25 protein-coding genes and 1 tRNA gene are annotated in these 21,584 nt (G+C 39.5%); 5 read left to right on the top strand and 21 right to left on the bottom strand.

Going from position 1 to position 21,584, the window contains the following annotated elements; translation table 11 throughout:
* Positions 1-147: 147 nt before the first annotated feature.
* The 5 genes from IEU65_RS07250 to gmk form a co-directional block, all read right to left on the bottom strand.
* Complete coding sequence (locus IEU65_RS07250; protein WP_010279773.1) at positions 148-519, bottom strand: hypothetical protein; 372 nt, start codon at positions 517-519, stop codon at positions 148-150.
* An 11-nt stretch (positions 520-530) separates the two neighbouring features.
* Positions 531-914 carry a CvfD/Ygs/GSP13 family RNA-binding post-transcriptional regulator gene (locus IEU65_RS07245; RefSeq protein ID WP_010279775.1) on the bottom strand — a complete coding sequence of 128 codons (384 nt, stop codon included), beginning with the start codon at positions 912-914 and terminating at the stop codon, positions 531-533.
* Between the two features lie 80 nt (positions 915-994).
* Positions 995-1,582 (bottom strand): peptidylprolyl isomerase, encoded by a 588-nt coding sequence (locus IEU65_RS07240; protein WP_010279778.1) that lies wholly within the window; start codon positions 1,580-1,582, stop codon positions 995-997.
* A gap of 17 nt (positions 1,583-1,599) precedes the next feature.
* A complete protein-coding gene (rpoZ, locus tag IEU65_RS07235; RefSeq protein ID WP_010279781.1) occupies positions 1,600-1,812 on the bottom strand; it encodes a DNA-directed RNA polymerase subunit omega in 213 nt (70 codons plus the stop codon).
* Positions 1,813-1,833: 21 nt separating this feature from the next.
* Positions 1,834-2,427, bottom strand: a complete 594-nt coding sequence (gene gmk, locus IEU65_RS07230; protein WP_010279784.1) for a guanylate kinase — start codon at positions 2,425-2,427, stop codon at positions 1,834-1,836.
* A gap of 258 nt (positions 2,428-2,685) precedes the next feature.
* Here gmk and IEU65_RS07225 point away from each other — a divergent pair, with 258 nt between their 5' ends.
* Positions 2,686-3,027 carry a hypothetical protein gene (locus IEU65_RS07225; RefSeq protein WP_010279787.1) on the top strand — a complete coding sequence of 114 codons (342 nt, stop codon included), beginning with the start codon at positions 2,686-2,688 and terminating at the stop codon, positions 3,025-3,027.
* Positions 3,028-3,101: 74 nt separating this feature from the next.
* Here IEU65_RS07225 and IEU65_RS07220 read toward each other — a convergent pair whose 3' ends face one another.
* Positions 3,102-4,178: a hypothetical protein gene (locus IEU65_RS07220; protein WP_010279791.1), complete on the bottom strand. Its 1,077-nt coding sequence runs from the start codon at positions 4,176-4,178 to the stop codon at positions 3,102-3,104.
* Positions 4,179-4,225: 47 nt separating this feature from the next.
* Positions 4,226-4,576: a hypothetical protein gene (locus IEU65_RS07215; protein WP_010279795.1), complete on the bottom strand. Its 351-nt coding sequence runs from the start codon at positions 4,574-4,576 to the stop codon at positions 4,226-4,228.
* A gap of 217 nt (positions 4,577-4,793) precedes the next feature.
* Here IEU65_RS07215 and IEU65_RS07210 point away from each other — a divergent pair, with 217 nt between their 5' ends.
* Entirely contained in the window at positions 4,794-6,242 is a 1,449-nt protein-coding gene (locus tag IEU65_RS07210; RefSeq protein WP_010279799.1) for a peptide MFS transporter, read from the top strand.
* Positions 6,243-6,277: 35 nt separating this feature from the next.
* Here IEU65_RS07210 and IEU65_RS07205 read toward each other — a convergent pair whose 3' ends face one another.
* The 4 genes from IEU65_RS07205 to zapA form a co-directional block, all read right to left on the bottom strand.
* Positions 6,278-7,582 carry an NCS2 family permease gene (locus IEU65_RS07205; protein ID WP_010279802.1) on the bottom strand — a complete coding sequence of 435 codons (1,305 nt, stop codon included), beginning with the start codon at positions 7,580-7,582 and terminating at the stop codon, positions 6,278-6,280.
* A gap of 146 nt (positions 7,583-7,728) precedes the next feature.
* Entirely contained in the window at positions 7,729-10,128 is a 2,400-nt protein-coding gene (locus IEU65_RS07200) for an endonuclease MutS2 (protein ID WP_147651947.1), read from the bottom strand.
* Between the two features lie 15 nt (positions 10,129-10,143).
* The gene (locus IEU65_RS07195; RefSeq protein ID WP_010279806.1) at positions 10,144-10,665 is read right to left on the bottom strand and encodes a CvpA family protein; all 522 of its coding nucleotides are present in this window, start codon (positions 10,663-10,665) and stop codon (positions 10,144-10,146) included.
* Positions 10,662-11,057: a cell division protein ZapA gene (gene zapA / locus IEU65_RS07190; protein ID WP_010279809.1), complete on the bottom strand. Its 396-nt coding sequence runs from the start codon at positions 11,055-11,057 to the stop codon at positions 10,662-10,664. The genes IEU65_RS07195 and zapA overlap by 4 nt, the downstream gene beginning before the upstream one ends.
* A gap of 262 nt (positions 11,058-11,319) precedes the next feature.
* Between zapA and IEU65_RS07185 the strand changes: the two genes are divergently transcribed.
* Positions 11,320-11,616 carry a DUF3892 domain-containing protein gene (locus IEU65_RS07185; RefSeq protein ID WP_010279814.1) on the top strand — a complete coding sequence of 99 codons (297 nt, stop codon included), beginning with the start codon at positions 11,320-11,322 and terminating at the stop codon, positions 11,614-11,616.
* An 82-nt stretch (positions 11,617-11,698) separates the two neighbouring features.
* The gene (locus IEU65_RS07180; protein ID WP_010279817.1) at positions 11,699-11,959 is read left to right on the top strand and encodes a SemiSWEET family transporter; all 261 of its coding nucleotides are present in this window, start codon (positions 11,699-11,701) and stop codon (positions 11,957-11,959) included.
* A 112-nt stretch (positions 11,960-12,071) separates the two neighbouring features.
* Here IEU65_RS07180 and IEU65_RS07175 read toward each other — a convergent pair whose 3' ends face one another.
* The 6 genes from IEU65_RS07175 to IEU65_RS07150 all read right to left on the bottom strand — a co-directional run bounded on the left by IEU65_RS07175 (position 12,072) and on the right by IEU65_RS07150 (position 17,268).
* Positions 12,072-12,689: a hypothetical protein gene (locus IEU65_RS07175; RefSeq protein WP_010279821.1), complete on the bottom strand. Its 618-nt coding sequence runs from the start codon at positions 12,687-12,689 to the stop codon at positions 12,072-12,074.
* A 485-nt stretch (positions 12,690-13,174) separates the two neighbouring features.
* Complete coding sequence (locus tag IEU65_RS07170; RefSeq protein WP_010279827.1) at positions 13,175-13,336, bottom strand: hypothetical protein; 162 nt, start codon at positions 13,334-13,336, stop codon at positions 13,175-13,177.
* Between the two features lie 101 nt (positions 13,337-13,437).
* Positions 13,438-15,354, bottom strand: a complete 1,917-nt coding sequence (locus IEU65_RS07165) for an autotransporter outer membrane beta-barrel domain-containing protein (protein WP_031941037.1) — start codon at positions 15,352-15,354, stop codon at positions 13,438-13,440.
* Positions 15,344-16,351: a WxLIP family cell surface protein gene (locus tag IEU65_RS07160; RefSeq protein WP_168441527.1), complete on the bottom strand. Its 1,008-nt coding sequence runs from the start codon at positions 16,349-16,351 to the stop codon at positions 15,344-15,346. The genes IEU65_RS07165 and IEU65_RS07160 overlap by 11 nt, the downstream gene beginning before the upstream one ends.
* A gap of 84 nt (positions 16,352-16,435) precedes the next feature.
* A complete protein-coding gene (locus IEU65_RS07155) occupies positions 16,436-16,990 on the bottom strand; it encodes a WxL domain-containing protein (protein ID WP_010279838.1) in 555 nt (184 codons plus the stop codon).
* Between the two features lie 206 nt (positions 16,991-17,196).
* Positions 17,197-17,268 (bottom strand) — tRNA-Glu (locus IEU65_RS07150).
* A gap of 140 nt (positions 17,269-17,408) precedes the next feature.
* Here IEU65_RS07150 and rnhC point away from each other — a divergent pair.
* On the top strand, positions 17,409-18,314 hold the full coding sequence (rnhC, locus tag IEU65_RS07145) for a ribonuclease HIII (protein WP_031941038.1): 906 nt from the start codon (positions 17,409-17,411) through the stop codon (positions 18,312-18,314).
* Positions 18,315-18,332: 18 nt separating this feature from the next.
* On the opposite strand, the gene IEU65_RS07140 is transcribed toward rnhC, so the two are convergent.
* The 4 genes from IEU65_RS07140 to smpB all read right to left on the bottom strand — a co-directional run bounded on the left by IEU65_RS07140 (position 18,333) and on the right by smpB (position 21,582).
* The gene (locus tag IEU65_RS07140; RefSeq protein ID WP_010279844.1) at positions 18,333-18,893 is read right to left on the bottom strand and encodes a hypothetical protein; all 561 of its coding nucleotides are present in this window, start codon (positions 18,891-18,893) and stop codon (positions 18,333-18,335) included.
* 3 nt (positions 18,894-18,896) lie between these two features.
* On the bottom strand, positions 18,897-19,298 hold the full coding sequence (locus tag IEU65_RS07135) for a DUF948 domain-containing protein (RefSeq protein ID WP_010279847.1): 402 nt from the start codon (positions 19,296-19,298) through the stop codon (positions 18,897-18,899).
* Positions 19,299-19,445: 147 nt separating this feature from the next.
* On the bottom strand, positions 19,446-21,002 hold the full coding sequence (gene rny, locus IEU65_RS07130) for a ribonuclease Y (RefSeq protein ID WP_010279851.1): 1,557 nt from the start codon (positions 21,000-21,002) through the stop codon (positions 19,446-19,448).
* A 118-nt stretch (positions 21,003-21,120) separates the two neighbouring features.
* Positions 21,121-21,582, bottom strand: coding sequence for an SsrA-binding protein SmpB (smpB, locus tag IEU65_RS07125; protein WP_010279855.1), 462 nt, complete (start codon positions 21,580-21,582; stop codon positions 21,121-21,123).
* Positions 21,583-21,584 lie beyond the last annotated feature (2 nt).

The following is a 21,584-nucleotide window of genomic DNA, read 5'->3' as shown; positions in this document are numbered from 1 at the left end:
CTTGAGACAACTATATTATCTTATCACCTTTCGCTCGCCTTGTCAACTACTTCTTTCGTTGACTTTTTTTCGCTCGCGTCGGTGCCTCTTAGACAACTATTAAAACTATACGCTCTTTTTTCCCTTTGTCAATACCTTTTTGAGGTTTTATTCTTCAAAACTAACAAAAGCCGTTGTTTGCAAGGTTTCTAGCAGTGGATGAATTTCATTAGCAGGCACAAAAACTAGTTGATGATTTAATTCTTTTTCAATTTTAGGCATATCTTTAACGTCAAACGAATAAATCGACATCAAACTACTACCATCTGAAACACTAGTCAGTTCTCCCAAACGCCAATCATCAAAATCAACGGGACCAAGTAACTTCAACCCTCTCAAGACTGCCCCTAGCGAGGTGTCATTATTGTGTCGATGCATTTTTGTTGTAAAAAATCGGTAACTGTTATCTTTTGATTGTTCTACCAAAAAATACGGCAAGTTGTCTTTGACCGCTATTGCGGTAGCTGCGATTAGTGACATAGGGTCCTCTCTCACTTTCCGATGCGCGTCAACGCTTCTTTGATCCACTCTTCTTTTTGATTTGCAATTGGCGAAAAACCATAATCCAGATGATAATTTGTCCAAAAACGCTTGCGAAGGTTGGTGTTTTTTATTAAAGGCGCCTGCGAATATACATGCATATCTTCTTGACGCAACGACAAGCTAATCTTGCCGTTGTATTGTTCAATATCCATAATCACCACTTCTACCTCTTTACCAAGAGTGAGTTCATGCTTCAAATCTCGCACAACCCCTGATTTACATTCAGAAATATGGATTAGCCCTTGCGTATGTTCGTCAAGTGCCACAAAGGCACCGTAAGGCTGAATTCCCGTTATTTTACCTTTTACTTTTTGCCCAACGTAGTATGACATATAGTTAACCTCTATAAAATATTATATCACGACCATTAATTTCTAGTGTAATTCCCAGTTAAGAGCATAAAAAAAGCAGGTTACTCTCCTGCAATCGTAATTGTCTTAACAATGACATCTTCTTTGGGCTTATCCATCATATTAACTTGTGTATCGGCAATATCGTCAACGACATCAAGGCCTTCAATAACTTGACCAAATACAGTATGCTTGCCATCTAACCATGGTGTACCGCCATTTTGACGATAATAGTCAGCAATTTCTGTTGGTACATTTCTCAAAGCCGAAGCCATTTGCGCTGGAAATTCAGACGCTTGGACAATGAAAAATTGTGAACCATTCGTGTTTGGTCCAGCGTTAGCCATTGACAATGCCCCTCTAACATTAAACAATTGGTCGCTGAATTCATCTTCGAAGCTGTTTCCCCAAATGCTTTCGCCACCCATACCTGTGCCATCAGGATCGCCACCTTGAATCATAAAGTCACGAATAACGCGATGAAAAACACCATCATTGTAATAGCCATTTTTCGCATGAGTGGTAAAATTTTCAACCGTTTTTGGTGCAAGGTCAGCAAACAACTTTACCTTAATAGTGCCGTGGTTAGTGTCAAATGTCGCCACTGGTCCTGCAAATTTTTGGGGTTCTAATTGTGGAAATTCTGCCATGTTGCCTCCTAGATAAATTAAACTTCGTCCTCGAAATCAGGGTCAATAACAACGTCCCCATTTTCAATTTCTTCCAGTGCTTGACCAACTGACTTGTTGGATTTGAATGTTTCTTGTGTTGCTGGCATACCGGCATCTAATTCCCGTGCACGCTTTGCCCCAAGTGCAATCAACTTATAGCGCGAATCAACTTTTTCTAAGAGCTTATCAACTGATGGATATAATAACATTTATGTTCTCCTTAATTATAGTTAAATTTGTTCAAATACACGTGTAACGCGTAAACGCTCGGCCGTAATAATAGCTTTGATACGATCTACTGCACGAGAAACCACGTCGTTTTCAACTGCATAATCGTAGTTTATCATCATTTTCAGTTCGTCACGAGCCGCAGCAACACGCTTTTCAATCACTTCACTAGAATCAGTGCCACGACCAACCAATCGTGAACGCAGATTTGTTAAATCGGGTGGTGTTAAGAAAATATAAATACCCTCAGGCATTTTTGATTTCACTTGAAGCGCGCCTTGAACATCAATTTCAAGAAAAACATCTCTGCCGCTCGCAAGTGTTTGGTCAATGAAACTTTTAGGGGTACCGTAGTAATTATTAACATACTGGGCGTATTCTAACATATCGCCGTTATTAATTCTTTCCTCAAATTGTTCGCGTGTGACGAAAAAATAATCCTCACCATCTACTTCACCCTTACGAGGGGAACGCGTTGTTGCTGAAATGGAATACTGAAAATCAATTCCTTCTTCTTCAAAAATCGCCTTGCGAACAGTCCCCTTACCCACGCCTGATGGACCAGAAAGCACAATCAATAAACCACGCTGTGTCATAATATTCCTCTTTATAAACTAATAGACTGATTATACCAATTTTCATCTCATAATTCAACGAATAGATGTATCAGGCTGGATGAATGAATATTTGTTCGCATGGACATATTTTGCGGTTATCAACAATTATCCCAATTTTATCAACAACCACGCTTTAATTAATTATTCAAGAATTTATTAAGAGGCAACAAAAAGATTGCTTTTTTGAACATTTGTTCGTATGATGGAATTAATCAATTACGAGTGGAGCAGATGAATATGCAAAATTATATTGTACGCCATCAATATAGGTCACCGTTAGGTCGCATACTAAGAGGATTAAAGCAGCTTTTGACACCAAAAAAGCATGTTCCTTTAAAGCGCCAACTCACTGCTAATCAAATCATCACAAGATTGACATGCGCCATTAATCAAGAGGAACCTGTCACGATTCAAATCAACCAATCGCTCTTGAGTGAAGAAATCACTGAATTGACAGGTTATGTATACCAAACACAAGGCGGCCAACTCTGGTTACACACCGTCAAAACGCATCAGTCAATCGCAATTCTACCAGGGACAATTCGTCATATTACTTTACTTATCAACACGAAATCCTAAAAAACACGTCAGTGGTAACAACCCGAAAGCTAGAATAGGATCCAGCACTAGTTGTTACTATACTGTACGTGTTTTTAGACAAGCTTTTCCAAGTCTTCACCTTTTAATTGACGCAATAAGCTATTAATCGCAGCAACATCAATATAATGATCAAGATCTATAATGCCACTCACAATTTTGCCCAAGCCTGTGATGGCTTTTTTTTGGCTTAAAAACTTTAAATAGGATTTGACCTCGCCGCCAATACCATCTAAGTCCGACCACTGTGGCGTCCAATACGTCATCAAATGTTGTTGCACAAAATCGTTCAACACATTTGCATCCCATTGTTCGTGCGTTAGATTATACTCTTTGGCAATACCGACGTGAAATGCGTGCAACAAGTTGATGACATTCTCACTCACAACGCCTTTAACTGATTTTTCTTTAAATTGTACGAGACGTTTTTCTGCGTAGGCTTCTTCAGCTTGAATTTCTTCTGCTGTTAACGTTTCGTTGGGCTTTAAGAATGCCTCTGAAACTTTGAGCGGCTTCAACTTTGGTTCTAAACCACGAAATGTTTCGGCAATAACTGCCATATTAAAATCATCATCGTCTTCATTTTCGCTCAAAAACTTAAATTGTAAGGTATCAATAGCATTTGATGTTTTCATCATTTCTGAAACATCTTTACCTTGCCATTTGAAAAAGTTGATTGCCATCACTGTACGCATAATCATACGCCAAAAATTAACATCAAAATTAGTCGTTTGCGCGACAAAACGATCGTTGACTTGGCTTTCTTTGGCCAAAAATTGTTGCATATCAAATAGCACCGGTACTAGTAAAACAAAATAACGCCAATCACGATCATCACTATTAACCAAGGCAGCCTGCATCGTTTCATTCAGGTTAATCGTTGCACGCTCATTACTGGTAAATTGCGTAAAATGTTGTTGAACCATAGTGGCAATGACATCATCAAGAAAGAATGATGCAACTTCAAATGTTTCTGGTGCATACTTATTGTGATGCGTCAAAAAATATCGTGCCCTTAAAAAACCTGCAAATTCATCATAATTGAAAGCTGGCATCGCTTTCCTTGCCGTTAACTTTTGTTTTGATTGTACGTGACGCATTTTTTTAATTTGTGCTGCTTTGCCTTGCTTCATAATATTTTGTGTCCTAATGGTTGTCAAACCATTGGACAGCTTCCCCCTTATATACTGAGATCTAAGTTATATTTACCGTTTCCGAATTCTTTTAGTCTGAATTGAAACACCTGATTTTCGCGGGCCAATAGCGGTGTTTTAATGGTTGCTTGTTGTGATCCCTCTAACTCAGCAATTTCAATCGCACTATTAATACGTGAAATAACAGGCGCAAAAGCTTTAGGATCTGCGGAAACATAAAACATCTCAGCATTTCCATAGGTTGATGATTTCCGTACTAAATTAACCGATATTTTGTAACGATTTGCATCAAAAATAATATGATTGTAGTTAAAATCTCGTGCGTAGTGAAAGAGTGATGATAAAAATGCCGAAGCATCAAATTTTTCGTTTGCCATAAAATGTCCTTAATTTATTCTGATTTGATTATACTATAAAACAACCAACCTCACTAATGGTGTCCCGTTTTAATTCAATTTTTTAAAATCAGTGAAAATATTAAGGATTGAATATTTCACAGAATAAGCGTAGACTGGTATCGTTACTTTTAATAAAAATCTTGTAAATGCCTATTTATTAACATTAGTTATTTTTACAAGGTAAAAGGAGAGACTTTTGAAAGTCAAAGAAAAACAGTTTCTAGGACAACCACGTGGATTACTCACACTGTTTATGACAGAGATGTGGGAGCGATTTTCCTATTATGGCATGCGCGCCATTCTACTCTACTATATGTGGTCATTAATCGCTGACGGTCAACTCAACGTTAGTCGTGCTACGGCTGCTTCCATTATGGCCATTTATGCTTCAATGGTTTATCTCACTGGTGCGATTGGTGGTTTTGTCGCCGATCGCATACTCGGGCCACGTCGAACAGTTTTCTGGGGTGGCGTATTGATAATGGCTGGGCACATTGCTTTATCAACGCCATTTGGCGCTAAAGCTTTATTTTTATCAATCATTCTTATCGTACTCGGCACTGGCTTTTTGAAACCCAACGTTTCTACATTAGTGGGCTCACTATATAGTGATGCCGACAAACGTCGTGATGCTGGATTTTCTATTTTCGTTTTTGGGATTAACTTAGGTGGTTTTATTGCACCACTGTTGGTTGGAAAAGCGCAAGAAATAGCTGGCTACCATGTTGGATTTTCATTAGCTGCTATTGGTATGTTTATTGGTTTGATACAGTATCATTTCGGTGCGAATAAAAACTTGGCGCCTGCGACAATGCTGCCAAGTGATCCACTATCTGAAAATGAAATTAAACCCTTATTAACAAAGATAATTATGGGCGTTACGGCATTAATTTTGATCATTGTTGGTATGATATTAGTTGGTTGGAACAGTTTACCTGATTTCATTAATTTGCTAACCCTTGTTGCCATTTTAATTCCAGTCACTTATTTTATCACCATGATTTCTTCCAAGAAAGTAACCAAATCAGAGCGTTCCAGAGTAATTGCTTATATTCCATTATTTTTAGCCGCTGTTTTATTTTGGGCAATCGAAGAGCAAGGTGCCATTGTGTTAGCCACTTTTGCTGCAGAACGCGTTGATTTGTCTTTCTTTCCAGCTTCTTGGTTCCAATCTTTAAATCCATTTTTCATCATGCTTTACACACCATTTTTTGCCGTTTTGTGGTCAAAGTGGCAAAAGCAGCCGACATCACCAATGAAATTTGCGATTGGCTTAATGTTCGCTGGATCAAGCTTTCTGCTCATGGCCGTTCCCGGTTCCCTATTTGGGACAGATGTTAAAGTTTCACCTTTTTGGTTAGTTGGTTCATGGGCACTAGTCATTGTTGGTGAAATGTTGATTTCTCCAGTTGGCCTATCGGTCACGACAAAGTTGGCACCAAAAGCCTTTAATTCACAAATGATGTCGATGTGGTTTTTATCAAGTGCAGTAGGTTCTGCGCTTAACGCACAACTTGTGACACTATATAACGCCAAAAACGAAGTGAGTTACTTTTTCTGGTTTGGTTTAGGATCTGTCATATTGGGTGTGGTTCTCGTCTTCTTATCACGTTATATCCATCGCTTAATGCAAGGCGTTAACTAAAAAAGATTGTCCTTAGAAGGGCAATCTTTTTTAGTTTAACCAATTTGTAAAATAACCATAAACGCTACAAAAACTAGACCTAAACCATACATAATGGGATGAACTTGTTTACCACGACCTGTCACTAGCATCAAGAAAGGATAGACAATAAATCCTAAAGCAATACCATCAGAAATACTATAAGATAATGGCATACCTAACACTGTGAGAAAAGCTGCCGCTGCCATTGGAAAATCTTCCCAATCAATACTGCCTAAACTACCTGCCATCAAGACGCCTACAACAATTAAGGCTGGTGCTGTAACCTGCGAAGTAACAACAGTTAACAGTGGTGAAAAGGCTAAGGCAAGTATAAAGAAAATTCCTGTGAAAACACTAGTCAATCCAGTTCGACCACCAACAGCTATTCCTGTTGATGATTCGATATAGGCCGTTGTAGGTGACGTACCAAGCAACGAGCCACCAAGCATACCAATTGAGTCAGCCATTAGCGCCTTCCCTGCATTGGGCAATTCATTATTAACCAAAAAACCACCTGCACGAGCAGCACCAATTAATGAGCCAGCGGTATCAAAGAAAGCCACTAATAAGAATGTGACAACAGCAACTAGCATTTGTAACGACCCAAGGTCTTTCAATCCAAAAATTGCCTGTCCAAATGTGGGCTTTAAGCTGGGCACTGTACTAATAATTTCAGTAGGCGCGTGAACCTGTCCGATGATCAAACCAGCAACAGCGGTAATCACCAATCCAATGAAAATCGCCCCAGGAACGTGGCGAGCAAATAAAGCAAATGTCACCAAAATACCAAATATCGTCAATAATGTCGCAGGTTTACTCCAATCGCCAAACCCAATGATTGTATCCTTATTAGCCGCAACAATGCCACCATCAGACAACCCCAAAAAGGCGATGAAAAGACCAATACCACCTGCAATTGCTGATTTTAGATCAGCAGGAATCGCATTAATAATGACCTCACGAATTTTAAAAATAGTTAACAGCCAGAATATGATACCAGAAACAAACACAGCAGCCAAGGCCGTTTGCCATTTAACGCCCATCCCCAAAACAACAGAATAAGCAAAAAAAGCATTGATTCCCAAACCCGGTGCAATAGCAAATGGATATTTTGCAACGACACCCATAAATATTGTGGCAATCGCTGCAATTAACCCTGTGGCTGTAAACACAGCTCCCTTATCCATACCAGCCGCACCTAAAACACTTGGGTTGACAAACAAAATATACGCCATGGACACAAATGTGGTTAAACCAGCCACAAACTCAGTTCTAATCGTAGTGTGATTAGCGCTTAAGTTAAAATATTTCTCAATCATGCCTATTTTTTTCTCCTCACTTTTTAAATATGAACCGCACAAATACGGTTACGTCTCAAAATGACACAAGATTAATTGTCGCACTTTTTTGCATTGAATACAAAAGCACGGACAAATTTTGACCGTAAAAAAAGTAAGCGCTTTGCTTACTTAAGTGTCACAATTGTCGCACCATCACCACCCGCATTAGCGTTAGCGAAATGATATGAATCAACACGCCGGTCCGAACGTAAAAATTCGGTCACGCCTTGTCGTAGTGCACCTGTGCCTTTTCCATGAATAATTTCAACTGGACTAATATTAGCTAACACTGCTGTATCAAGGTATTTGTCTAGTTCGCTAAGGGCTGCTTCATAGCGTATGCCTCGCAAATCAAGCGTTGATTTCACCGTGGCACGTGCCGATCCTGCAGCTTTGGTACGGGTTATTTTCTGTTGTTTCTGCTTTGATTTTTCCTTTTGAGCCTTAATCGTCGCTTCAGTTTTTACAATGTCGTCTTCGTCAACCAACATCTTTAAAATGCCCATCTCAACTTCCCATTGACCATTACTATGCTTTTTCAAAAGCGTGCCTTGTTGTCCATAGGATTGTACGGTAATGTCATCTCCAGGTGATAATTGCTTGGCTTTTTTAGCTTTCTGAAGGACTTTATTCTTTTCTAAACTCACATTTTGGCGTAAATTATCAAGTTGCCCCTTCTTTTGTTGCAACTCTTGTTCGGTAGATGTGGCTTTTGCACCACCATTTAAACGTTCTCGACGAATTTCACTAATTAATTGCTCTGCTTTCTTTTTGGTAGCTGCAACAATGTGATTGGCTTCATTTTTGGCATCTAGCAATATACGCGCTTGATCTTTTTCAAGTTGCATTTCTTTCTCACGTAATGCTTCAGCTTGCGATTTTGTATCATTTAACTGATTAGTCAATGATACATTTTTCTTTTTTACCTCATCACGTTGCGCCACCAAATCAGCAATCATATTGTTCAGATCCTGGTCTGAGTCGTTGGTCAAGGAGGTCGCTGCACCAATCACATCCTCACCAAATCCTAAGCGCTTAGCAATCGCCAAAGCGTTAGATTGTCCAGGGACACCCATCAAAAATTGATAAGTTGGTTGTAGCGTTTCGACATCAAAAACCATTGAAGCATTTTGTGTCTCAGGTCGATTATAACCATATAACTTTAATTCAGGATAATGTGTCGTGGCAATAGTATAAGCTCCTAAGCTCGCAACTTTATCCAAAATAGCAATTGCCAACGCTGCCCCTTCAGCCGGATCGGTACCGGCACCGAGTTCATCGAAAATAACCAAACTTTTATCATCAATTTTGTCCAGCATCGACACAATATTTGCCATGTGCGAACTAAATGTTGACAGATTCTGCTCGATAGATTGCTCGTCACCGATATCCGCAAACACTTCTTTAAAAATACCGACAGTTGATGGTCGCTTCGTCGTAATAAACAATCCTGACTGTGCCATCAATTGCAGCAGTCCTAATGTCTTGATGGTAATTGTTTTACCACCGGTATTAGGTCCTGTAATGATAATTGTTTTATAGTGGTCACCAATTGCAATTTCATTAGCCACTGCAATTTTTTGATCCAATAATGGATGCCAAGCCTGAGCCAATGAAATATGATTGGCTGGATTTACAAGTGGTTGCATGGCATTTAATTTTGCAGCCAGTCGTGCTTTGGCATTTACAAAATCAAAATGACCGAGAATAGACACGTTACGTTGAATTTCAGTCACGTATGGCATTAACTCAGCTGATAATTCCTGTAACACCCGTTGCTCTTCTGCGTGTGCTTTGACGCGCAACTCACTAATTTTATTATTTAAATCAACAACCGACTGTGGCTCAATGTACAGTGTCAAACCAGATTGGCTTTGGTCATGGACAACGCCACCAAATTGATGACGATATTCCGCTTTGACCGGTATAACATAGCGATCGGAACGAATCGTGACGATCGGATCGCTCAAATACTGAGCAGATTTACCACGAGTAAACGCCTGCATTTGATTTTTAACCGCATTCTCATTACCCACAATTTTCCCGCGCAGAGATTTTAGTTCAAAAGATGCTTCATCATTAATGCGACCGGTTTCGTCAATAGCAATTTGAATCAGTCGCGTTACATCAGGTAACGTTGCTAAGTTTGCCGCCTGTTCTGGTAGCACATGCAATGATTCACCAATCGTTTCGTCTTGCATTTGTACAAAAAAATTAGCGATTGTGCCCGTATTACGTAGCACCTGACCTACCTGAGAAATTTCAGTTGCACTTAGTGACGCTTGTATTGTCAAACGCTTCAAATGAGCGCTGATATCAGCTAATTTACTGAGTGGAATACCACCCTTGAGGCGATCAATTAAAACAGCATCCGCTGTTTCTTGCAACCAATAATTGATTTCTTGCTCATCAATACTGGGCAATAGCGCACGACCTTCCTGTTGCCCTGACGAAGTCACTAAAAATGCCGCTAATTGGGATTTGATTTTATCGTATTCAAGTGTCTCTAAAACTTTACTGTTCATTTATTTTTCCTAAAATTACAACCACCAGTGATAAATTTGGTCAGCCAAAAACGGGGTTTTATCCAGTATGGTATTAAGCAGTGGCGTATTTAAAAATTGGTCCTGCACCCATGCATTGGGAACAACCGACAACATTTCAAGTACAAAAAAAGCAATGCTTGCACCAATAAGGCCACAAAATATCGCGCCCAAAACGCCATCTAACCAACCAAGAATCGGTATACGCCGCACAATTTTAATTGTTCTCAAAATAGCGTGACTGAGGATACCACCAACAATGATTATTAAACCAAATACCAGCCCAGAAGCTAGAAATTGCGACCCGTCGCCTATCACTGATTCTGGAATTGTGGTGCGGACAAATTGACCAGATACAATGTGTGTCAGATATTGCCCAACTGGTTGAGATAATTTAATCGCAATGTACCAGACCACTACCCAAAGAATTAGTCGTAGTAACGCACGTATGACCCCTTGACGATAGCCAGAAAAAATCCACAATAACACAAATAAGAACGATAATCCTAATATAATCATTGTTCTGTACGCTTAAAGATTTGATTCGAAGTACGCGAACGACTTTCCTGCTTTGCCGTATCAATAATACTTGACACGGCACTTGTTTTAGCCTTAGGTTGTGTAGGTATTTCGTTACGCTTCTTGTCGAGTTCAGCCTGTAACCGCGCGACTTGTTGCTGCAAATCATCTATTTCTGCTTGCTTGTAAAGCTGATCAGAAATTGCGTTAAATGTCACCAAAGTTGCTTGATCTAAAGGTGCAAGTTTTGGCGCAACAATAGCTATTTGGGCAAACTGCTTATTGATCAATTCTTCGGTTGCTTTAAAATGCGGAATGCTCGCATGGCCGGATATAATGTATTTTTTGCCGGCAATGACGGCTTTATATTGTCTTTTTGCTTGTTTTGTCATGTTTTAATTATACAATAAAACCTATCAACACGCTAAAAAACGAGGTCATCTGCTTTGATTAGATTATTCGCACTGACACAAACAGAATTAACAAACTCAAGGTTTTCCAACACATTACTAAACGATGACTCGATTTTGCAGAAAAATATTATGTGCAATAACAAGTTCGTCTTCTTTTAACTTTTCAATTTTTGCGTTATGATTAATGTATAAAGTAAACGTTTACATTGCTAAAATTATCATTTCATTAGGAGGAACCACAATGGCAGCATATTATATAGTCGAGATAAATCCTTCATCAAATCATGCCCTAATCAAGGCAGCTCACGTCTATCGTGTCACAGACGATCATCAATTCGATGCCACTAAAGTCATCTCATTCGACCGAGAAACGATTGTATCCAAAATCCAAAACGGATTTGGATTTAGAGTATTAACTAAAAGCGACGGGCAATGGCATGTCGGCAATCCCGTGGCAATTGATGAAAATGGTTATATTAAGATTACACCTGATGGTATTAAAGCTGATTATTTAGGCCATCTGCCAACTTATGACTAGTTTTATAACACCTAAAAACCGAAACTATCAATTTGATTTTGATATATGATTTGCCTTATAATTTTGTAGTAAGAGGTATTCAATGAAAAACGAAAAATTTATCAAATATTTGAGTTGGACAGCGACCATCATGTCAATTATGATGTATGTTTCTTACATCCCCCAAATTTTGAACAATCTCTCTGGTTCAAAAGGAAATCCCGTGCAACCCCTAGTTGCCGCTATAAATTGTGCCTTGTGGGTCACTTATGGTTTGATCAAAGAAGATCGTGACTTGCCATTAGCAGCAGCTAATTTCCCCGGTATTATTTTTGGTATTGTCACTTTCTGGACCGCCTTATAATATTCATTAATATTTTTAAGTTGACATGTTACGCATGTCTTTTTTTATACCTTTGCACACAAAAAAAGAGCCTGATGAATGGCTCGATTGCGCGATGTGCAAACAGTTCACATTATTGTTGGTGTGCGTTTAATACAGATTGCGCATGAGCCTCTGTATCCTTTGCATCTTGCAAAGCATTGTCTAATTGCTTTTGCAAATCGGAATTTTTGTTGTTAGCTTCATTTAGTTTTTGTTGCGCATCATTTAATTGATTTTGTAACTGTGAGGCTTTGTTATTAGCTTCTGAAAGCTGACTTTGAACACCGTCAAGTTCCTTTTGTTTGTCGGCAACTTTTTGATTGCCCTCAGCAATTTTTTGATTGATTTCGTCAATTTTTTGTTGAATTTCTTGTTGCTTTTGTTGTAATTCTTGTTGCTTTTGGTTATTAGCTTGAGTCAATTGATCTTTAGCCTGTGTTAATTGGTTTTGCAGACTAGTTAATTGAGATTGCATGTTTGACACATTATTTTGCGCATCCGTCAATTGATTTTGCGCTGTCGTAGTTTGCGTGCTCAATGATGTAATTTTGTTTGACTGTGCTGTCAATTTATCACCTAACTGGTCAATAATTGAGCGTGTATGGCTTAAATTAGGTGACCCTTGCCATGTGTTATTGTCGGCTAAAACGATTCCTGTGCCAAAAGCGGCGGCAATAGCTATCGTAGCAATAGTTTTTTTGTACTTCATCATTTCTCCTAGAAAATTGTTCATAATTTGCACATGTTTAATATCATACTTTGTATATATACATTTGTCAATTAAAATATATACATTATTTTATTTATTTTTTGCATTAAAAACGTTGCCATAAAGCTATTGCTATTCGTTTATCAATATTTAACCGTTTTTGTTATATTTATGTTCAAAAACGATACCAAAATCTAAAAAAGACATTAGCGAAAGCCAATGTCTTTTAACGTGATGTGATGATACTTCATTGTCAACTAGGGTCATTTTTTAAAATGATAATAAATCATTGCCGTTACCATCATCAATCCTAATGCCAAACAAAACACAAAGTACAACCAAATGTTGATGTAATCCTCAGAACTTAAATACATGGCAATATCTCCTTAAAAATATTACCCCTCTTGTTAATTATTTTACACCCATTTTTATCATTCTGAACTCATGATATATTACCGTATTATCACAAAAAAAGGTATGTTGTGTCACGGCTTTTCATGTTTCATGACAATAAAATAATTAATCATCGCAACTGCAATCATTATAGTGGCTAATATCTTGAACCATAACGCTTCAATGACCATGCTGAGTATGATGCTGCCAACAATAGTCATCAAAACGAGATTGTTCGCTGTCTTTAAATTCACGGCGCCTCTCCATTTCAAAGCTCATTTAATTGCCATTATACACTTATCTTATTATAAAAAAAGGTTCAATCAACTTGTTAGATTGAACCTTTAGTATTTTTTTATTCTAGTCCATCAACTAAAGAATAGGTTACTGACCCCGCATAAGTCCCGATTTTTTCAGATCGTGCGGCTTGCACTAGCAAACCGTGATCGGCGTCAGTTGTATATGTCCAATGACCAGCAGTTGCCGCATCACCAATGGTGCCAGCCGTGAAATCACTCGCATTTAAAATCGTTTGCGCTTGGTCGTTTAATGATAACACCTCATTGGTGCCATTCTTCTTAAAACCGTATTGTCGACTACCTGTTCCGGTCACTAATGCTTGTAGCCTGAATGAAGCTGTTTGGGAACGCGAGTCATAAATATCAAAAGTTTGTGTATTATCCCCACTACCATTACGACTCAGCCAGACGGGTGTGTTGTCGGCCGGGAAAATTGGGTTGGATAAAGCGTAATTCCAAACGCTTGGATTAACTGTATAGCTGTTCGCTAACACTCCAGGTTCAAAACGAATCCCAAAAGCAGGCTTTAATTTAGTTTCACTATTATTCGTGGCTAACGGCGGGCTCATTTGATCCCCAGGCGTTCCATTGCCGTCCCAAGCGCCGTTGATACTGCCAATTTCAGCTACATAACGTGCTGTAACAGTGTCATTGTTCGCCGCATAGCCTAAAATTGTTAGTGGCGTATTGGCAATAACAATTCGCATATTGTCTTGCTGAAGTGGTGCTGTGGCGACACTTCTCATTGAAAAAGAATCGACACTATCCAATGTAAGTGATGAACCGGAAGTCGCTGTGCCATTAAATACACGAGCCGTTGCCGCATTCCTGATATTTTTTGATGTCAGTGTGGTTTGACTGTTCGACTGTGCTTTAATATTTAAAATGGCAACCTTATCCATTTGAATTAAACCAGTATTGCTGGTTATTGTTGTGACTGCGTTAGGTCCAAAGGTAATATTTGTATTTGTCAAGCCAGTTCCACCCGAAACGAACGAACTAGTTGCAGTTTGGTAACTTGAACTCGAGTCTGTTGCATACCCATCAATCGTGGCTGTTAGGATACCATTATTAGTGATATTAACTATTTTGCCAGCATTGTTCCCAGAAGCAATAGTATTTGTGTTGACATGATTATTGATGGTTAGAGTAGCACCACTACCAACTGTAAAATTAACTGAAGAGGTAGGAAATCCAACACCATCCCTCATATTGAACATAGCTATGCTGTTTCCACCTAATCCTGGCCCCCACGTCATCGTAGTATCGCCATCAACAACTGTTAGATCTGTTGTACGACAGAAATTGTCACCTGATTGTCCGCCAAGTGCCAACAAGTTAGTGCCTGTAAACTTTATGGGAACATAACCAGTCGTTAACATTTGGCTTTTGCCGTCATGTATATTTGGATAGTTAATTAAGACATTATCATACGTCACGGTACCATTAGCAGTACCTTGGTCCCCTGCACCCGTGAATAGGGAGTTGGCACTCAACAAATATCCAGCCACAGTTTTTGTGGCATCTGTTGGATCAGGAACTCCTGCTAGTGTACCAGTTGTATTAGCAACATTACTTTCTGATGATTTCAGATTGCGAACAAACACATCAACAAGTGTAGACTTGTCCATTTTAAATGAAGAATTGTCCTGCTCAGTGACATAATACATATGATCATTAAAATCAATATCAATTGTGTCTTTGAACACCGAATTAATTTCGTGTTGTTGTTTGACTAGGGTAATATCGTTATCAACTGATATTTTAATGCTAGTGGGCGTTTTATTATCAGTCCCGTTCCAATACCCCGAGTTATTTCCTAATCCAAGCAACATATCCAAATCTTGTCCCGTCGTAATATGATAAACATCCCCATCCTTCGTCACATCAGCATTGACCGTTGTGGCAAAAACAAATCCAATCAGCATCGTGAAAAATAAAAGTAAAAATTGTATTTTTTTGTTATTCTTCATCGTCATGGTCCTTTTTCCGTTTCATTAAAATGATCCACCAAATTAGGGCGAGAATAATCAACAAGAGAATCACAATCAGTAGCCACCCCCATTCAAAGCTCCCCCGAACACTTATCGGTTGATTGGCAACTTTTTCAGCTTTCTTGACTGTAAATGGTTCGCGCCATTCCCAATGATGACCCTTTTGATCGGTAGCAGTGCCGACGAAGTGATATTTTCCAGCTGGAATCGTTTTTGAATAACGAATGACATAGTTAAATTCAGAATTAGGTGCTACTGATCCTGAAGCAACTGTTTTCGTGTTCAAAGTTTCGCCCGTTTTATCATTGACAGCTTTAGCATCAATTTTTAATTTTGAGATATTGATATTTGTGGGATTCGCCATTGTGACAATCACGCCAGGCAAATAATGGTACTGACCGACTTTAATCTTGTTGATTTGTAGTGCAGGATCAACAGCGTTATCATTTTGGCGGACAACAATACCTTTCACATAGGCAAATTTGTTCGTAATACCGTTTTTTTCGTTTTTTGTCAGCCGTTCAACTCGAACTGCACCAGCGACAATACCATCAAACGTTTTGTCTGGCATCGTTAAAGTGACTGAAAATTGTTTGCTGGCGTTAGCCGGTACTGTGATCTGGGTTGTACTCAACTTCGTCATACTTTTAATTTGCAGGTTTGGCGTTGCACCCACGCCCTTACCATTGCCAGCAGAAGAGTAATCAATAATGACATTATCTGATGTTTGAGCGGGATTAACAGCAATTTCGTATGTCGATGACACGTTGGACATGTTTTTAACGCCTAATGTCAATGTTGTGGTTTGCCCAGGTTGCATTTTCAAATCATAATAAGACTGATTTGAGGCTTGTAGCTCATTTGGCTGGCTAATAATGGAAAAACCTGATTGTTCAGCAACATCAGCAGCGAAAACAGGGTGACTAACAGCACAAAATAGGGTTGCTGCCAGCACTGCGATTATCTTTTTTATCATGTAAGACCTCTTGCGTTTATGAAACGAAAAGCAGGTCATGGTTGGCCTGCTTTTGCGTCATTTATTTAGCATTTAACAGCACAATTACTCAAGGCCACCATCGTTTATAGTGTATGTGATTGTACCTGAATAAGTACCAGTCTTGGCAGCATTACCGACTGTTATATGGCCTGTTGAAGCGGTTGTAGCTAGGGTACCGTTAGAATCAACGCCACCTGAGAGAACTGTGTTAGATGTTAGGATATTTGCGCCTGTCGCTCCTGTCAACGGAGATGACGCCGTCGTATCAATTGACATAGCAGTGACAGGTAATGTGTCATCGCCACTAGTCATATTAGAAGCTACAGCAGTCACAGTGTAGCCAGTTGATCCACCACGCCCATCAGTCACTTGGAGATCACCAGTTCCTGTAATGTTTTGTTGTGTTTGTGCAGCTGTTGTTGTCATTGAACCCCATGCAAAACTTGGCACACTATCTAATGTCAGCGCGGTAGTATCCCCAGTTAGCGTTAGGCTTGTAGTTCCATTTACCGTATCATTCACAGCTGCGTTAGCGATAAGTGGTGCACTAATGGCAAACGCACCAGTAAGTGCAACAGAAACAATGATTGCTGTTATTTTTTGAGTGTTTTTTGTCATAGCTTTCTCCCGTCATCGCCACCCATCTAGTTCATATTTTGGTTTGAATATGGTAGCGTTTACAATTAATTTATTACACCATAATTATAACATATATTTTCATTTATTTATCTATTTTTAGTGTTTTATAGTCATTATCAGCGTGAAAAATAACATTATGATAACAAAAAAACGTTCTATCAAGAATTTTGATAGAACGGCTAGAATAGCGCTAGAGGGAGTCGAACCCTCGATTTCGGCCTGAGAAGCCGACGTCTTAACCACTTGACCATAGCGCCATAACAAATATTAAGTATACCGAAAAAAAAGCCTCTCGTCAACATGTTTTTTAAGTCTCGACTTCGTCACGACGCTTAGACGGGCTAATCGGCAACACATGTTATCGACCTCACCCTCAAAAACTGCTATACTTGCTAATATGCAAACAGTTATTCAAGTTACTTCCGGACAATTACAAAAGATGGCGCAATACTATGCCAAGTATAGCGGTAATGTGATTCCCAATGGTGCTATTTTTTCAGCCCGCACCCCAACCGCACACATTACTGGCTACCAATCGGGCAAAGTTATGTTTCAAGGTAAAGGACATAGTCTTGAAGCAGCTAAATGGCAAACTCTGACACCTGCAAGTAAAGCAAATCACAATTCAGACAGTATACCAATTGATTTTAAAAATTGGTCTGTATTAGGATCTGACGAAGTTGGTGCCGGTGCGTATTTTGGTCCACTAACAACTGCTGCAGTTTTTGTCAGTGAGGACGATCTTGACTGGGTACGTCAATTAGGTATTGCGGATTCAAAAACGTTAACCGATCAAAAAATGAGAGCCATTGCACCAGAAATAATTGCACGTCTACCACATCATGTCGTTAATTTGATGCCAGAAAAGTACAATCAACTGCAACCAAATAATAATGTCAATCAACTAAAAGCAATTTCGCACAATTTTGCGTTGGCAAAAGTGCTTGACAAAATTGCACCGGCAAAACCACGAGCAATTTTAATCGATCAATTTGCACAACGCGATACCTACTATCGTTATCTTAGTAGATCACACCAACCGCGTATTATTTCAGAAAATGTTTATTTCACGACGAAAGGCGAGCAATACCACCTAAGCGTTGCCGCAGCTTCAATTCTAGCTAGAGTCGTAGAGCTGAACACACTCAAACAACTCAGCAAAGACGCCGGTGTGGCACTGCCTATTGGCGCTGGTCACGCGGTTGACGAAGTTGCCGCTCAACTACTACGCAACGGCAAAGACCTTAGTCAATTTGCCAAATTACATTTCGCCAACACAAAAAAAGCTGAACATCTTGTATAAAGTGTTCAGCTTTTTAAATTAGTTTGCTTTTGGCTTATCATCTGTTAATTCGTCAACAGCTTTTTCAGCAGAAACTTCTTCTACATCAGCAGTAGACTCTGCTGCAACTGTCTCATCTGATTTTTCCTCATCAGCCAAATCATCTAGTGCAGATTCCAGATCAACATCATCCTGCGTTAATTCGATATCCTCACTGGCAAACTTGTCACGTAAATCGGCAATTGCATCCTGTGTTTTGGCAACATAAGGCGATACAAAGTCTTTCGCCTTATCAACGTACGGTGCTGCTTGATCGGTAATTTCCTTGAGCTTACCAGAAGCTGAATCTAACTGATCACCATATTTTTCTTGGCTTTGTGACTTTAGTTCTGTGGCTTTAGCTTTAGCTTTTTCAGTGACGTCTCCCGCTAAATCCGCAGCAGCATAAGCAGCATCATAGGCTTTGTCACGCAATAGAACACCTGTTTCTTGTGCTTTTTCAGTGAGCTGATCCTGCTTAGTTTTAGGTAAAGCTTTGAATGCAACAACCGCTGCCGCCCCAGCTAAAATTCCAAAAAATAAACCTTTTGCTTTTGACATGTGTTAGACCTCCGTCTTTTTTGATTTGAATTTGTTCATTGCAGCTGACGTTGCTTTTTTTGCAACCACAGCCGCCACACCACCAGCTCCAGCACTCGCCGTAGCTTTTGCACTAGAGAATCGGTTCGTAACATTTTGCACCGAACTATTGAGATGTGATACCGTTTCCGACAGATCAGCCATCGCTTGAACAGTCGGGTCAAGTTTTTTAACCTTGCCGTTCACATCGTTCAACAATGTGTTAGCATTACCGAGTATTTCATTACTTGATCTTGCAATTGTATCGACGTCCAGCGTAATAACACCTAGAGAGCGTGTTAAACGCATTAGGAAAATACCGATAAAAATCACCAAAATTAAAAATGCAACGGCGAAAATCAGTAAAGCAAGTTGTCCAGGTTCCATATACTCCTCCTTGTTGATGCTACTAGAATCACGTTTTGTTAAACTTTTATGAAAAATAAAACGTTTTCAATTAGGTTAATTATAACAAAAAAAATCGTTCAATGAACGACTTTTTTTAAACTTGATCTTACACTTCAATTTGTTATATCAGTGGGCATAATCCACAGCACGCGTTTCACGAATAATCGTAATCTTAACGTGACCAGGATAGTCCAACTTTTCTTCAACAGTAGATTTAATATCATGTGCCAATACTGTGGCCTGCAAATCATTGACTCTGGTAGGTTCAACAATGACGCGAATTTCTCGTCCTGCTTGAATCGCATAAGCAGTATGCACGCCAGGATAATTGTTAGCAATAGCTTCCAAATCCTTTAAACGCTGTACATAATTTTCTAGTGACTCACTACGAGCCCCAGGTCGAGCTGCACTAATGCCATCAGCTGCAGCAACCAAATCTGAAATTGGAGAAATCGACTCAACGTCACCATGATGAGAAGCTATTGCATTGATAACAATCGGCTTTTCTTCAAACTTTTCAGCCAATCGAACGCCTAACTCAACATGTGATCCTTCAACTTCAGCATCAACTGCTTTTCCAATATCGTGTAATAAACCAGCGCGCTTCGCAAGCGCGACATCCATTTTAAGCTCTGCTGCCATCATTCCCGCAAGTTTTGCGACCTCGATTGAATGTTGGAGCACATTTTGTCCGTATGAAGTTCGATAATTCATACGTCCAATCATTTTGATCAAATCAGGGTGAATACCGCGTAGACCCAATTCAAATACAGTCTGTTCACCTTTTTCACGAATGGTTTCATCCATTTGGCGTCTTGATTTTTCAACCATCTCTTCAATACGAGACGGATTGATTCGACCGTCTGCCACTAATGCGTCAAGGGCCATTTTGGCAATTTCTCGACGAACAGGGTCAAAGCCACTCAAGACAACCGACTCAGGTGTATCATCAATGATCAAATCAATACCAGTCAAAGACTCAAGTGTTCGAATATTGCGGCCTTCACGCCCAATGATTCGACCTTTCATATCTTCACTTGGTAAGTTCACAACAGATACAGTAACATCAGCCACCGAGTCTGCTGCCGACCGCTGAATCGCTTGCACGACGATATTACGTGCTCGTTTTTCAGCTTCGCTCGTTGCGTCGTCCTGTGCTTCCTTAATTAGGGCAGCACGCTGGCGAACGAGCGTTGTCTTTGTTTTACTTAAAATTTGTTCTTTAGCATCGTCTGGAGAAAGTTGACCGATTTCTTCCAACTTTTCCTGTTGTGATACCATCAAATTCTGGGCAACCGTGTGTTTCTTTTCTGCATCGTCCAAACGTGTCTGGACCTGATTTTCTTTTTGAATCAGAGAAGCATCACGTTGATTGAGGGCCGCATCTTTTTTATCGAGGTTACTGATACGGTCTTCAAGCCTTTGTTCTTGTTGTTGCAACTGCGTTTGCCGGTCTTTGAATGCATCATCGACCTTGTTACGATAAGTCTGTGCCAAATCTTTGGCATCAACTTCAGCTGCACGTTTTAAACTTTTAGCTTCTTTATTTGCTTGTTCAAGAATGTTAGCTGCAATTTGTTTAGTAGAAGCTACTTGGCGTGCATCTTGAGATTTACGCATATAGTAGCCAATGCCATAACCAATCACAATTGCGAAGAGCGCTGAAATGATTGTAACTATCATGTTAGCATTTCCTTTCAGCTTGTGAAACTCTATTTTCACATACATTAAGTATAGCGATTATTAGAGTTCCGGTCAATAGTGAGGATAGTGGCTAAACGGTTATTGTTACGGATCAAATTTAATTTTTAAATCGCCGTGCTAGTTCTCTTTCTTGATCACGTTTTTTTATATCAGTACGTTTATCGTACTTCTTTTTGCCACGACCAATGCCAATCAATACTTTGGCAAAGCCATGTTTCAGATACACTTTGAGCGGTACAATTGTCACACCCTGTTCTTGTGCAGCTTTTGCTAACGTGAGGATTTCTCGCTTGTGAAGTAAAAGTTGCCGAGTACGTAAAGGATCAACATTAAATTGATTACCCTGCGCATAAGAAGCAATATTGACATTCGTTAACAGCGCATTCCCATCATGTATGGTAACGAATCCGTCACTAATTGTAATTTGTGAGGCGCGCACTGACTTGATTTCTGTCCCCGTCAGCGAAATACCCGCCTCAAAGGTTTCTGAAATTGCATAATTAAACCTAGCTTTTCGATTTTGAGCAAGATATTGTTCATTCTGTTTTTTCTTTGCCATTC

The sequence above is a fragment of the Leuconostoc pseudomesenteroides KCTC 3652 genome, from assembly GCF_014634745.1.
GTDB classification, from domain to species: Bacteria; Bacillota; Bacilli; order Lactobacillales; family Lactobacillaceae; genus Leuconostoc; species Leuconostoc pseudomesenteroides.
Note: the sequence above shows the minus strand (reverse complement) of the source record. Positions and strands in the feature narration are given on the sequence as shown.